Genomic DNA, 12,266 nt, shown 5'->3' with positions numbered 1-12,266 from the left:
GATGCACCATCGCCTGACAGCGCTAGCTGTACTGACCGGACAGGTTGGTCAAGCGCGTGATGGGTGGCTTGTTCCCGCAGGCGGTGTGGGGACGGTGGTGGTTGTACTCGTGGAGCCATGCTTGCAGGGCGCCTCGCCGTTCGTGTTCCGAGGTGTAGCAGCGGGCGTAGCCCCACCCATCGGCCATGGTGCGATGGAACCGCTCGATCTTGCCGTTGGTCTGCGGCCGGCGGGGCCGGGTGCGTGAGTGTGTGATCGCGAGCTCGAGGCAGGTGTCGCGCCACAGGTGGGAGATGTAGGGCGCGCCGTTGTCCGACAAGACCCGCTCGGTGGTGATGCCGCGGGCGGCGAACCACGCCGCTGCCCGGCGCAGGACGCCGGTCGCGGTGACGGCGGTCTCGTCGTCGTGGACTTCGGCGTAGGCCACCCGGGAGTGGTCGTCGATCACGGTGTGCACGAACGCGTGACCCATCTTCGGGTTGTGGTGCTTGTTCTTCGGCTTGTCGGGGGTGGCGGCCCGGTTGCGATCGCCCTGGGACCGGCCGACGAATCGCCACCCTCCTCCGTCGGGGATGTTGCCGAACTTCTTGACGTCCACGTGCAGCATCGCGCCGGGGTGGTCGTGTTCATAGCGGCGCACCGGCTCGCCCGTGGCCCGGTCCACGTAAGACAGGCGGTTGAGCCGGCAACGGACCAGGATCCGGTGCGCGGTCGAGGGCGCGACCCCGGCAAGGGCTGCCAGCTGGACCGGGCCCAGGCGCTTGCGCAGCCGCAGCGACACGATCCGCCGCGCCGTGGCCGGGCTGGTCTTGGCCGGCATCCGTCGCGGCCGACTGGAGCGGTCTGCCATCGGCTCACCGGCGGCATACCGGTCCGCCCACCGCTTGACCGTCGGCCACGAGCACTGGAATCGGGCCGCGACCTCCGCGATCGGGACCTTCTGATCGACAACGAGCCGGGCGACCGTGAGCCGAGCCCGTGGAGTCAGAGCAGCGTTAGCGTGGGACACGAGGGCCTCCTGTGAGCGAAGCGGATACCTAGGCAGTTCCACTCCACCGCGGGAGGCCCTCTCGCGCTACCAACTCAGATCAGCGCGTCACACTCCCTCGACCAACGTGCCCGGTCAGTACAGCTAGCGGCCGGAGTGGGGGTGGTCGTCGCGAGCGTGGGCCTCGCGACGACCGCGCACGCGGGCGCTCTCGGTCCCGCGGGCGCGCCCCTGTCCGCACCGAGCCCGACCCCGTCACCGACGGGCGCCGACGCCGCCGTCCCCGGCCCCGACGACCTGTCGGAGGGGCAGCTCCGCGCCTTCGAGCGTGACCTGGGGCTCGATGCCGCGGGCGTCGCCGACCGGCTCGCGCTCGACGCCGCGACGGCCACCGTCGAGCGCGCGCTCAGCGACGGGCTCGGGACGGCGTACGCCGGCACGTGGGTCGACGCCGCGGCGGGCGCCCCCGTCGTCGCCGTGACCGACCCGGCGGCCGTCGCCGACGTCGAGGCGGCCGGCGCTACGGCCGTCGTCGTGGAGCACGGCCTGGCTGAGCTCGACGACGTCGCGGCCCGGCTCGACGCGACCACCACCCCCGACGCCGTCCAGGCCTGGTACGTCGACGTCACCACGAACGAGGTGGTCGTCGAGTCGCTCGACCCCGCGGCAGCGCAGGCGTTCGTCGCCGCGTCCGGGGTCGACGCCGCCGCGGTGCGCACCGAGGTCCTCGCGGCGCCGTACGAGCTCACGGCCGACGTGCGCGGCGGCGACCGCTACATCACCCGGGACCCGGGCGCGTCGTCGGGCTCGGCCTGCTCGATCGGGTTCGCCGTCCAGGGCGGCTTCGTCACGGCGGGGCACTGCGGCGCGGCGGGCAAGGAGGTGCTCACCGCGAGCTGGGCGCGCATGGGGACGGTCCAGGCGGCGTCGTTCCCCGGCCACGACTACGCGTGGGTGCGCGTCGACGCCGGGTTCTCCCCCGTCCCGCGGGTGAACAACTACGCCGGCGGCACCGTCGACGTCGCCGGCTCGGCCGAGGCGCCCGTGGGTGCGTCGGTGTGCCGCTCGGGCGCCACGACCGGCTGGCGCTGCGGCGTCATCGAGCAGAAGAACATCACCGTCAACTACGGCAACGGCGACGTTCCCGGCCTCGTGCGCGGCAGCGCGTGCGCGGAGGGCGGCGACTCGGGCGGGTCGGTGATCTCCGGCAACCAGGCGCAGGGCGTCACGTCGGGCCGCATCAACGACTGCTCGAACGGCGGCAAGTTCATCTACCAGCCCGTCAACCCGATCCTGTCGGCCTACGGCCTGTCGCTCGTGACCACGGGCGGCGGGTCGGGCAGCGCGCTCGTCGGGCTCGCTGGCAAGTGCATCGACGTCCCCGGGTCCGACTTCAGCGACGGCAAGCGCCTCCAGCTGTGGACGTGCAACGGGTCGAGCGCGCAGCGCTGGACGTTCGAGGCCGACGGCACCGTCCGCGCGGGCGGCAAGTGCATGGACGTCGCGTGGGCGGCCACGGCCGACGGCACGGCGCTCCAGCTCGCGAACTGCAGCGGCAACGCGGCCCAGAAGTTCGTGCTCAGCGGCGCGGGCGACCTCGTGTCGGTGCTGGCGAACAAGTGCGTCGACGTGCCGAGCAGCAACAGCGCCGACGGCACCAAGCTCCAGATCTGGACGTGCAACGGCACTGCGGCCCAGAAGTGGCGCCGCGCCTGACGCCTCACCCCTGAGGTGCTGAGCACGGCACGGCGGTCGCTCCCCCGCGGAGAACGAGCGCCGTGCCGTGCTCGACGGCGGGGTTGTCAGCCCGCGAGCGTGACCTCGCCCGCGGCGGCCCGCGCCGCGATGTCGGTGCGGTGGTGCGAGCCCGGGAGCACGATGCGGTCGACCGCGGCGTACGCCCGGCGGCGCGCCTCGGCCAGGTCCGCGCCGCGCGCCACGACCGACAGCACGCGGCCGCCCGAGGCGACCAGGCCGCCGTCGTCCGCGCGCGACGTGCCGGCGTGCAGCACGTGCACGCCCTCGACGCCCTCCGCCGCGTCGATCCCCGTGATCGGGTCGCCGCCACGGACGGCGCCCGGGTAGCCGTGCGCCGCGACGACGACGGTGACGGACGCGTCGTCGTGCCAGCGCAGCGGGCCGACCTCGGCGAGCCGCCCCTGGGCCGCCGCGAGCATGACCGCGGACAGCGGCGTCGCGAGGCGCGTGAGCACGGACTGCGTCTCCGGGTCGCCGAAGCGCGCGTTGAACTCGACGACGCGCGTGCCGCGGCTCGTCAGCGCGAGGCCCACGTAGAGCACACCGACGAACGGGGTGCCGCGGCGCGCCATCTCGTCGATCGTCGGCTGCGCGACGCGCGTGACGACCTCCTCGACCAGGCCCTCGGGCGCCCACGGCAGCGGGCTGTAGGCGCCCATGCCGCCCGTGTTCGGGCCCGCGTCGGCGTCGAACGCGCGCTTGAAGTCCTGGGCGGGCGCGAGCGGCACGACCGTCGCGCCGTCGCTCACGCAGAAGAGGGAGACCTCGGGACCGTCGAGGTACTCCTCGACGACGACGCACGGGTCCTCGGGCGCGCCGTCCGCCGCCCGGCGGGGCGTCGCGAAGCACGCGGCGGCGTGCTCGAGCGCGGCCTGACGGTCCTCCGTGACGACGACGCCCTTGCCCGCGGCCAGGCCGTCGTCCTTGATGACGTAGGGCGCGCCGAACGCGTCGACGGCGGCCGCGACCTCGTCGACGTCGGTGCACACGTGCGCGAGCGCCGTGGGGACCGACGCGGCGGCCATGACGTCCTTCGCGAACGCCTTGGAGCCCTCGAGCCGCGCCGCCTCGGCGCTCGGCCCGAACACGGGGACGCCGGCCTCGCGCACCGCGTCCCCGACGCCGGCGACGAGCGGCGCCTCCGGACCGACGACGACGAGGTCGACACCCAGGCCCGTCGCGAGGGCGGCCACCGCGGCGCCGTCGTTCTGGTCCACCGCGTGCAGCGTCGCGAGGTCGCCGATGCCCGGGTTCCCCGGGGCGGCGTGCAGCTCGTGCCGCTCCGCGCCCGGGCGGTCGGCCTCGTGCGCGAGGGCGTGGACGATGGCGTGCTCGCGGGCACCGGTCCCGACGACGAGGATCTTCACGGGCGCCGAGTCTACCGAGACGGCCCGGACGCCCCGCGGGGCGTCCGGGCCGTGGTCGGCTGGCGTCGTCGGCTCAGTGGATGAGGTCGTGGCGCGGGATGATCGCGTCGCGGCTCGGGCCGACGCCGATCGCGGAGATCCGCGTGCCCGACATCTCCTCCAGCGCGTGCACGTAGCGCTGCGCGTTGACCGGCAGGTCGTCGAACGTGCGGGCGCCGGAGATGTCCTCCCACCAGCCGTCGAGCTCCTCGTAGATCGGCTTCGCGTGGTGGAACGCGGTCTGGTCGAGCGGCATCTCGTCGTACCGGACGCCGTCGACGTCGTACGCGACGCAGACCGGGACCTTCTCGAAGCCGGTGAGGATGTCGAGCTTGGTGAGCACCATGTCGGTGATGCCGTTGACGCGGGTCGCGTAGCGCGCGATCACCGAGTCGTACCAGCCGCAGCGGCGCGCGCGGCCCGTCGTGACGCCGTACTCGCCGCCCTGCTTGAGCAGGTACTCGCCGTTCGCGTCGAACAGCTCGGTCGGGAACGGGCCCTCGCCCACGCGCGTCGTGTACGCCTTGATGACGCCGATCACGGAGCTGATGCGCGTCGGCCCGACGCCCGAGCCCGTGAGCGCGCCGCCCGCGGTCGCGTTGGACGACGTGACGAACGGGTACGTCCCGTGGTCGACGTCGAGCATCGTGGCCTGCCCGCCCTCGAAGAGGACGTTCTTGCCCGCGTCGAGCGCCTTGTTCAGCTCGAGCGCCGTGTCCGCGACCATCGGCTTGAGCCGGTCGGCGTACTGCAGCAGCTCGGCCACGGTCTCGTCCACGGTGATGGCGCGGCGGTTGTAGACCTTCACCAGCAGGTGGTTCTTCTGGTCGAGCGAGCCCTCGATCTTCTCCGCGAGGATCTTCTCGTCGAACAGGTCCCAGATGCGGATGCCGACGCGGTTGATCTTGTCCGCGTACGCCGGCCCGATGCCGCGGCCCGTCGTGCCGATGCGGCGCTTGCCGAGGAACCGCTCGCTCACCTTGTCGATCGTGCGGTGGTAGCCCGCGATGACGTGCGCGGAGCCCGAGACGAGCAGGCGCGAGACGTCGACGCCGCGCGAGATCAGGTCGTCGAGCTCCTGGAACAGCACCTCGATGTCGACGACGACACCGTTCGCGATGACCGGCGTGACCCCCGGGGACAGGATGCCCGACGGCAGCAGGTGGAGCGCGTACTTCTCGTCCCCGATGACGACCGTGTGGCCGGCGTTGTTGCCGCCGTTGAACTTGACCACGTAGTCGACCCGGGACCCGAGGAGGTCGGTCGCCTTGCCCTTGCCCTCATCGCCCCACTGGGCACCGACGAGCACCACGCCTGGCATGGAATCCCCACTTTCGCGCTGCCTGTTCCTCGGGCCGGTCATGGTCGTGGGCGCGCACCGGCGTCCGGAGCGGAGCGGGCACGGCGTGCCCGACGGCGCCGGGCCCGCGGGCCCGAGGCGTCACCCGGGCGGCAGAGACCCGGGGACCGGCGCCGAGTTTACCGGTCGGATGACGGAAATTGACCTTCGAGGCGGCTATCGACCGCGTCACGCCCGGGATGGGCAGAATGGCCTCATGAGCGACACCCACCCGAACCTCCTCGACGGCCCCGCACCCGTCCGCCTCCCCGACGACTACGCGCACGTCCGCGACGCCATCGCGGCCGACGGCGACCCGTACGAGATCGCGGGCCGCTCGCCCGCGAGCTCGCTCGCGTGGGCCTACCTCGCCGAGGACTTCCTCCACGAGAACGGCTCGCGCGGCGCGGTGACGGCCTACGCGTTCGCGCGCACCGGCTACCACCGCGGGCTGGACTCCCTGCGGCGCGCCGGCTGGCGCGGCCAGGGACCGATCCCGGCCGACCACGTGCCGAACCAGGGCTTCCTGCGCGCGCTCCTGGCCCTCGCCGAGTGCGCCGCGTACCTCGGCGAGGTCGAGGAGGCGGAGCGGTGCGAGCAGTTCCTGCGCGAAGCCGGGACCTCGGCCGACGAGGTGCGCGCGCTGCGCTGACCGGCCGCGCGCCCGCCCGGCGACCACCGGGTGGGCGCGCGACGCACCCGGGCGGCGTCTAGAGTCGTGGGCATGATCGAGATCGCCACGTCCCCCGCGACGACGACCCTCGTCATCGCCGGAGACCTCGATCTCGCCGAGCGCGACCAGTTCCCGGAGATCGCGGCACGCGTCGTCGGGCTGCGCCGTCAGCTCCTCGTCATCGACATGTGCCGCGTGACGTTCATGGACTCCACCGGCGCGGCGTTCCTCATCTCGCTCGCCGACGCCGGTCGCAAGCGCGGCGGTGCGACGGTGCTGCGCGGCTGCGACGACAGGGACCTGTTCGTGCTCGAGGTGTGCGGCGCGCTCGAGCTGTTCCGCATCGACAACGACCACCGCTGCGAGCCCGCGACGCCGCCGTCCGGCTTCGCCAAGGTCGAGCCCCCGGCCTGACGCCCGCGGGCCGTCCTAGCGCCCCGAGGGCCGCAGGGTCGCCCACACGAGCTTGCCCGACGCCGTCGGGCGCCACCCCCAGTCGGCGAGCCGCTCGACGATCTGCATGCCGAAGCCGCCCATGCGGTTCGGGTGCCCGTCCGTCGGGACGGGCGGCGCGGGGTTGGAGTCCTCGACCTCGACGCGGATGCCGTCGCCCGTGTCGAACAGGCGCAGCGCGAGGTGGCCCCACCCGTGCAGCACGCCGTTCGCGACGAGCTCCGAGACGACGAGCTCCGCGTTGGCGCTCTCCCGCACGCCCCACGCCTGGCACGTGCGCACGACGGCGTGCCGCGCCCGCCCGATCGACGCCGGCTCGCTCGGCAGGAGCCAGCGGCGGCTGCGCGGGCTGAGCACGACGGCGGACGCGTCCCGCTGCGGGTCGGGGATGCGCACGACGACGAGCGCGACGTCGTCCTCGGGGGCGTCGGCCAGGCGCGACAGCAGCTCCTCCCCCACGCCCGCGGCGTCGACGGCGGTGACCGCCTCGGACGCCGCGACGAGCGCCTCCAGCCCGACCCGCAGGGCGCGGTCGCGGCGCTCGATGAGGCCGTCGGTGTAGAAGACGAGCGTGTCACCCGGCAGGAGGGTCGCGACGCCCGTCGAGCGGCTGCGGCCGCCGAAGCCGACGAGCGCTCCCCCGGCGTCGTCGAGCTGCGTCACGGTGCCGTCGCGCAGCAGGAGCGGCGGCAGGTGGCCGGCGCGCGAGTACTCGATCCGCCACGCGTCCTCGGGCTGCGCGGCGTCCGGCTGCGTGAGCGCCGCGTACACGAGGCTCGCGGAGCGCGGGATGCGCATGCCCTGGACGAGCTGGTCGACGCGCTCGAGCACGGGGCCGGGCGTCGTGAGCTCGTACGCGTACGAGCGCACCACCGAGCGGAGCTGGCCCATGGCGGCCGCGGCCTCGACGTCGTGCCCCACGACGTCGCCGATGACGAGGCCGACGACGTCCGGCGCGATCTGCAGGACGTCGTACCAGTCGCCGCCCACCTGGGCGTGCTCGGAGTTCGGCGCGTAGTACGTCCACACGTCGAGGCCCGTGACGTCGGCCTGCTCGGGGAGCATCGCGCGCTGGAGCGTCTCGGCGAGGCGGTGCTCGCGCGCGTAGAGGCGCACGTTGTCGATCGCGGTGCCGGCGCGGCGGGCGATGACCTGCAGCAGCGTGCGCACGCCCTCGCGGGCCTCCGCGTCGGTGCCGAACCCCTGCGGCGGCGTGTCGGGCAGGTCGCCCGTGACGAGCAGGCCGAGGATGCGCCGGCGCCCCGGGACGGCGGACACCGTCACGGAGCCCGGCCGCCGTGGCAGCCCGGAGAGGCGGTGGTGGAGGTCGCGCTGGAGCCAGCCCGAGGCGGACCACTGCGGGTACGTGGCGGAGAGGTCGAGCGTCACCGGCCCCTCGATGCGCCCGTCGAGCACGTCCTGGACGCGGTCGGGCACGTCCACGCGGACGCGCGGCACCGAGCCGGTGACGGAGGCCGAGTCGCCGAGCGCGTCGGTCGTGTGCACGCCCGGGGCGAGGGGCAGGACGCCGGGCGTGTAGCGGCCGTGCCGCTGGCCGCGCCCGCTCGGGGGCGCCGCCGTGTCGACGCCCTCCGCGTACCGCAGTCCGTCGTCGTTGAGGTAGAAGCCCGCCCAGTCGACGACGTACCCCGCGAGCAGCGCCGTGATGTCGCGCAGCGCGTACGGCTGGTCGAGGTCGGCGAGGAGGTCGGAGCTGCGGGCGACGACGTCGAGCACCGCGCGCTCGCGCCGCTCGAGCGCGAGCGACGCGACCTGGGCGGCGTACCGGTCGAGGTGCTCGGAGACGTCGACCTGCGCACCGACCCAGTGGGTCACCGCACCGTCTGGGCCGGTCAGGGGCGCGAGCGAGAGCTGCGTCCACACCGCCACCCCGTCGCGCCGGAACGTGCGCACCGTGTAGGTGAGCTCGCGCTCGTCGGCCACGGCGGCGCGGAGCTGCTGCGCGTCGACGGGGTTCGCGAGGAGCGACTCGAGGACCTGCGGGCTGCGACCGAGCACCTCGGCGGCGGTGAAACCGGTCTGCCGCTCGAACGCGCGGTTGACCCAGACGATCGGCATCTCGGACGACCGCGGGCCCGTGACGAACATCGCGACCCCGGTGGCGTCCATCGCGCGCGTGCACAGCTCCTGGACGTGCGCGGGCAGGTCGGTGCCGAGCTCCGGCGAGCTGCCCATCGTCACCTCCGACGGTCCGAGCGTCGATCGTCTGGAAACGGACGCCACGGTCGCGTTACTGTCCCGACTGGACATTCAACCGTAGATTGGTGCTTCCCGAGACCGGAACCGGTCCGGACCACGCCAGAGAGGAGCGCCGGTGCGCGAAGGTACACCCCCGGCCGCAGACCGCCCGGTCGGCGTCGCCGGCGACCCCGCAGGAGCGGGCGACCCCGCGAGCGTGCACGTCATCGTGGGCACGACGCGAGCCCGCATCGTGCTCTCGGGCGAGATCGACGCCGACCTCGGCGCCGACCTCCAGGAGGCGACCGCCGCGGCGGAGGACTCCGGCCTGCCCGTCGAGATCGACGCCCACCACGTGACCTTCATGGACTCGTCGGGTGTGGCGTTCCTCGCACGTCTCGCGTCGCGCGGCCCGCACCGCGTGCGCGTCCTCCGCGCCCCGCCCACGGTGCGGTTCCTCCTCGAGGTGACCCGCATCGGCGAGCTGCTCGACATCGTCGACGTGGACCCCGGCTTCGACCTCGACGAGCCTCCCGGCAACGGCGCGGGCACCACCGACTGACGCTCGTGGCCGCCTGACGCCCGTCGTCGGGCGCGCGCGGCCGCAGCACGACGAAGGCCCCCGGTCCTCACGGACCGGGGGCCTTCGTGCGACGCGGGCCCGGAGCGGACTCCGGGCCGTGCGGCGTCAGCGGATCTTGTTGCCCGCGGAGCGCAGCTGCTGCGACGCCTCGATGATGCGCGCGGCCATGCCGGCCTCGGCCAGCTTGCCCCAGGCGCGCGGGTCGTAGGCCTTCTTGTTGCCGACCTCGCCGTCGACCTTCAGGACGCCGTCGTAGTTCGAGAACATGTGGCCGACGACGGGGCGCGTGAACGCGTACTGCGTGTCGGTGTCGATGTTCATCTTGATGACGCCGAAGTCCACCGCCGCTGAGATCTCCTCGGCCGTGGAGCCGGAGCCGCCGTGGAAGACCAGGTCGAACGGGTTCTCCTTGCCGACCTTCGCGCCGACGGCCTCCTGGATCTCCTTGAGGATCTCCGGGCGGAGCTTGACCGCACCCGGCTTGTACACGCCGTGCACGTTGCCGAACGTGAGGGCCGTCAGGTAGCGGCCCTTCTCGCCCGTGCCCAGCGCCTCGATCGTCGCGAGACCGTCCTCGACCGTCGTGTAGAGCTTCTCGTTGATCTCGGCCTCGTGGCCGTCCTCCTCGCCGCCGACGACGCCGACCTCGATCTCGAGGATCGTGCGCGCCGCCTGCGAGAGCTCGAGCAGCTCGGCCGCGATGGTGAGGTTCTCGTCCAGGGGGACGTCCGAGCCGTCGTACATGTGCGACTGGAACGTCGGCAGGCCGCCGTTCTTCACCTGCTCGGCCTCGATGGCCAGGAGCGGGCGGACCCAGGAGTCGAGGTTCTTCTTGACGCAGTGGTCGGTGTGGATCGCGATCTGCACCGGGTAGTTCTTCGCGACCTCGCGCGCGTACGCCGCGAGCGCGAGCGAACCGGCGATGCGGTCCTTGACCGTCGAACCCGAGCCGTACTCGGCGCCGCCCACGGAGACCTGGATGATGCCGTCGGACTCGGCCTCGGCAAAGCCCTGGAGCGCGGCGGTGATGGTCTGCGACGAGGTGATGTTGACGGCCGGGTAGGCGAACGAGCCTGCCTTCGCCCGGTCGATCATCTCGGCGTAGACCTCGGGGGTTGCGATGGGCATGCGGAGCTCCTGTGGAGTCGTGCGGGGTGGACTGTCAGGTCAAAGTCTGGCATGGATGACAGCGCGAGGTCAGGGCCGTTCGACCTGTGGTCCCCGGATGACCACGCCTCTACCTCGGCGGCCCTGTGGGCCCCAGGTGCTGCGCCGCCCAGGCGTGCAGGGCGATCGCGCCGGCTGCGCCGGCGTTGATCGACCGGGTCGACCCGTGCTGCGTGATGTGGAGCACCGCGCGGCACGCCTCGACCGCCTCGGGCGTCAGCCCGGCCGACTCCTGGCCGAGGAGCAGCACGCACGACGCGGGCAGCGCGTAGCCCTCGATCGGCACCGACCCCGGGACGTTGTCGACCCCGAGGAGCGGCAGCGCCTCCCCCGCCGCCCAGTCCGCGAGGTCCGCCACCGACGCGTGGTGGTGCACGTGCAGGTAGCGGTCGGTGACCATGGCGCCGCGGCGGTTCCACCGCCGTCGCCCCACGACGTGCACCCCGGCCGCGTTGAACGCGTTGGCGGTGCGGACGACGGAGCCGATGTTGAGGTCGTGCGCCCAGTTCTCGATCGCGACGTGGAGCCGGCGGGCCGGGTCGCGGCGCGCGTCGAGGTCGGCGACGACGGCCTCGACCGTCCAGTACCGGTAGGCGTCGACGACGTTGCGGCGGTCGCCGTGCGCGAGCAGCTCGGGGTCGTACCGGGGGTCGAGGCGCGTCGCCCCGCCCGGTCCGGCGGGGTCCGGGACGCGGGGCCACGACTCCGGGCCGCCGGGCCACGGGCCGACGCCGACCTCGCGCTCGTCCGCCTCCCGCTCGCCCGACTCGCCCGCGCTGCTCGCCATGGCGCACATTCTGCCGGGCCCCGCAGGTCCGCCGTCGCCGGACCTCCACGGCGGGTGCACACCCACCTCCGGGCCGCGCGGCCGCGCCCGGCTACGCTGGTGACCCGTGACCACCCTCGCCGAGCTCGCCGCCGCCCTCCCGGGAGCCGCGCACGCCGCGAGCCTCGGCGCCGCCGGACCGGTCGCCGCCCTGGGCCCGGACTGGATGGACCCGATGACGCTCATCGAGCGCTTCGGCGACGCCGCGCTCGTCGGGATCGTCGTCGTCATCTTCGTCGAGACGGGCCTGCTCTTCCCGATCCTGCCGGGCGACTCGCTGCTGTTCACCGCGGGCGCGCTCGTCGCGCAGGAGTCGCTGCAGATCAGCCTGCCCGTGCTGCTCGTCCTGCTGTTCGCCGCGGCGTTCCTCGGCGACCAGACGGCGTACCTCATCGGACGCACCGTCGGGCCCAAGGTGTTCGACCGGCCCGACTCCCGGTTCTTCAAGCGCAAGTACATCGACCAGACGAACGCCTACTTCGAGAAGTACGGCGGCCGGACGATCGTCATCGCGCGGTTCGTGCCCATCGTGCGCACGTACGCCCCCGTCGCAGCGGGCGTCGGCAAGATGCACTACCGGCACTTCGTCGGTTTCAACGCGCTCGGCGCGCTGCTCTGGGCCGTCGGCCTCACGTGGCTCGGCTACCTCCTGGGGAACATCACGTTCGTCAAGGAGAACATCGAGGCGCTCGTCCTCCTCATCGTCTTCCTGTCCGTGCTGCCCATGGTCGTCGAGGTCTGGCGCGGGCGGCGGGCGGAGAAGCGGGCGGCGGCGCTCGAGGCGCAGATCGCGGCCGACGCCCAGCAGAGGACCGGGGTCGCGGAGGACGCGACCGCCGTCGGCCAGGCCGACACGGACGGGAAGGACGCCTGA

11 protein-coding genes are annotated in these 12,266 nt (G+C 73.4%); 5 read left to right on the top strand and 6 right to left on the bottom strand.

The window, feature by feature from the left end; translation table 11 throughout:
• Positions 1–22: 22 nt before the first annotated feature.
• Complete coding sequence (locus tag ACI769_RS05370) at positions 23–1,009, bottom strand: IS481 family transposase (protein WP_409141172.1); 987 nt, start codon at positions 1,007–1,009, stop codon at positions 23–25.
• A gap of 141 nt (positions 1,010–1,150) precedes the next feature.
• On the opposite strand from ACI769_RS05370, the gene ACI769_RS05365 reads away from it, so the two are divergent.
• Positions 1,151–2,704: a ricin-type beta-trefoil lectin domain protein gene (locus ACI769_RS05365; RefSeq protein ID WP_409141281.1), complete on the top strand. Its 1,554-nt coding sequence runs from the start codon at positions 1,151–1,153 to the stop codon at positions 2,702–2,704.
• Positions 2,705–2,790: 86 nt separating this feature from the next.
• On the opposite strand, the gene purD is transcribed toward ACI769_RS05365, so the two are convergent.
• Positions 2,791–4,113, bottom strand: a complete 1,323-nt coding sequence (gene purD / locus ACI769_RS05360; protein WP_409141280.1) for a phosphoribosylamine--glycine ligase — start codon at positions 4,111–4,113, stop codon at positions 2,791–2,793.
• A gap of 73 nt (positions 4,114–4,186) precedes the next feature.
• Entirely contained in the window at positions 4,187–5,473 is a 1,287-nt protein-coding gene (locus tag ACI769_RS05355) for an adenylosuccinate synthase (RefSeq protein WP_021482868.1), read from the bottom strand.
• 235 nt (positions 5,474–5,708) lie between these two features.
• Here ACI769_RS05355 and ACI769_RS05350 point away from each other — a divergent pair, with 235 nt between their 5' ends.
• Positions 5,709–6,143 carry a DUF3151 domain-containing protein gene (locus tag ACI769_RS05350; RefSeq protein WP_409141279.1) on the top strand — a complete coding sequence of 145 codons (435 nt, stop codon included), beginning with the start codon at positions 5,709–5,711 and terminating at the stop codon, positions 6,141–6,143.
• Between the two features lie 72 nt (positions 6,144–6,215).
• A complete protein-coding gene (locus ACI769_RS05345; protein WP_043653881.1) occupies positions 6,216–6,578 on the top strand; it encodes an STAS domain-containing protein in 363 nt (120 codons plus the stop codon).
• A 15-nt stretch (positions 6,579–6,593) separates the two neighbouring features.
• On the opposite strand, the gene ACI769_RS05340 is transcribed toward ACI769_RS05345, so the two are convergent.
• Entirely contained in the window at positions 6,594–8,813 is a 2,220-nt protein-coding gene (locus ACI769_RS05340; protein WP_409141278.1) for a SpoIIE family protein phosphatase, read from the bottom strand.
• A gap of 139 nt (positions 8,814–8,952) precedes the next feature.
• Between ACI769_RS05340 and ACI769_RS05335 the strand changes: the two genes are divergently transcribed.
• On the top strand, positions 8,953–9,378 hold the full coding sequence (locus tag ACI769_RS05335; RefSeq protein WP_021482033.1) for an STAS domain-containing protein: 426 nt from the start codon (positions 8,953–8,955) through the stop codon (positions 9,376–9,378).
• Positions 9,379–9,504: 126 nt separating this feature from the next.
• Here ACI769_RS05335 and fbaA read toward each other — a convergent pair whose 3' ends face one another.
• A complete protein-coding gene (gene fbaA / locus ACI769_RS05330) occupies positions 9,505–10,527 on the bottom strand; it encodes a class II fructose-bisphosphate aldolase (RefSeq protein ID WP_074805350.1) in 1,023 nt (340 codons plus the stop codon).
• 109 nt (positions 10,528–10,636) lie between these two features.
• Positions 10,637–11,353 (bottom strand): TrmH family RNA methyltransferase, encoded by a 717-nt coding sequence (locus ACI769_RS05325; protein WP_409141277.1) that lies wholly within the window; start codon positions 11,351–11,353, stop codon positions 10,637–10,639.
• Between the two features lie 205 nt (positions 11,354–11,558).
• Here ACI769_RS05325 and ACI769_RS05320 point away from each other — a divergent pair, with 205 nt between their 5' ends.
• On the top strand, positions 11,559–12,266 hold the full coding sequence (locus ACI769_RS05320) for a VTT domain-containing protein (RefSeq protein ID WP_409141300.1): 708 nt from the start codon (positions 11,559–11,561) through the stop codon (positions 12,264–12,266).

It is taken from the genome of Cellulosimicrobium sp. RS, from assembly GCF_046159675.1.
GTDB classification, from domain to species: Bacteria; Actinomycetota; Actinomycetes; order Actinomycetales; family Cellulomonadaceae; genus Cellulosimicrobium; species Cellulosimicrobium funkei.
This window is presented reverse-complemented; position numbering and strand designations above follow the sequence as displayed.

Excerpts from the sequence above, each read along its gene's own strand:
- ACI769_RS05355 (WP_021482868.1), bottom strand. The coding sequence starts at position 5,473 with ATGCCAGGCGTGGTGCTCGTCGGTGCCCAGTGGGGCGATGAGGGCAAG.
- ACI769_RS05350 (WP_409141279.1), top strand. The coding sequence starts at position 5,709 with ATGAGCGACACCCACCCGAACCTCCTCGACGGCCCCGCACCCGTCCGC.
- ACI769_RS05345 (WP_043653881.1), top strand. The coding sequence starts at position 6,216 with ATGATCGAGATCGCCACGTCCCCCGCGACGACGACCCTCGTCATCGCC.
- ACI769_RS05340 (WP_409141278.1), bottom strand. The coding sequence starts at position 8,813 with ATGGGCAGCTCGCCGGAGCTCGGCACCGACCTGCCCGCGCACGTCCAG.
- fbaA (WP_074805350.1), bottom strand. The coding sequence starts at position 10,527 with ATGCCCATCGCAACCCCCGAGGTCTACGCCGAGATGATCGACCGGGCG.
- ACI769_RS05325 (WP_409141277.1), bottom strand. The coding sequence starts at position 11,353 with ATGGCGAGCAGCGCGGGCGAGTCGGGCGAGCGGGAGGCGGACGAGCGC.
- ACI769_RS05320 (WP_409141300.1), top strand. The coding sequence starts at position 11,559 with ATGGACCCGATGACGCTCATCGAGCGCTTCGGCGACGCCGCGCTCGTC.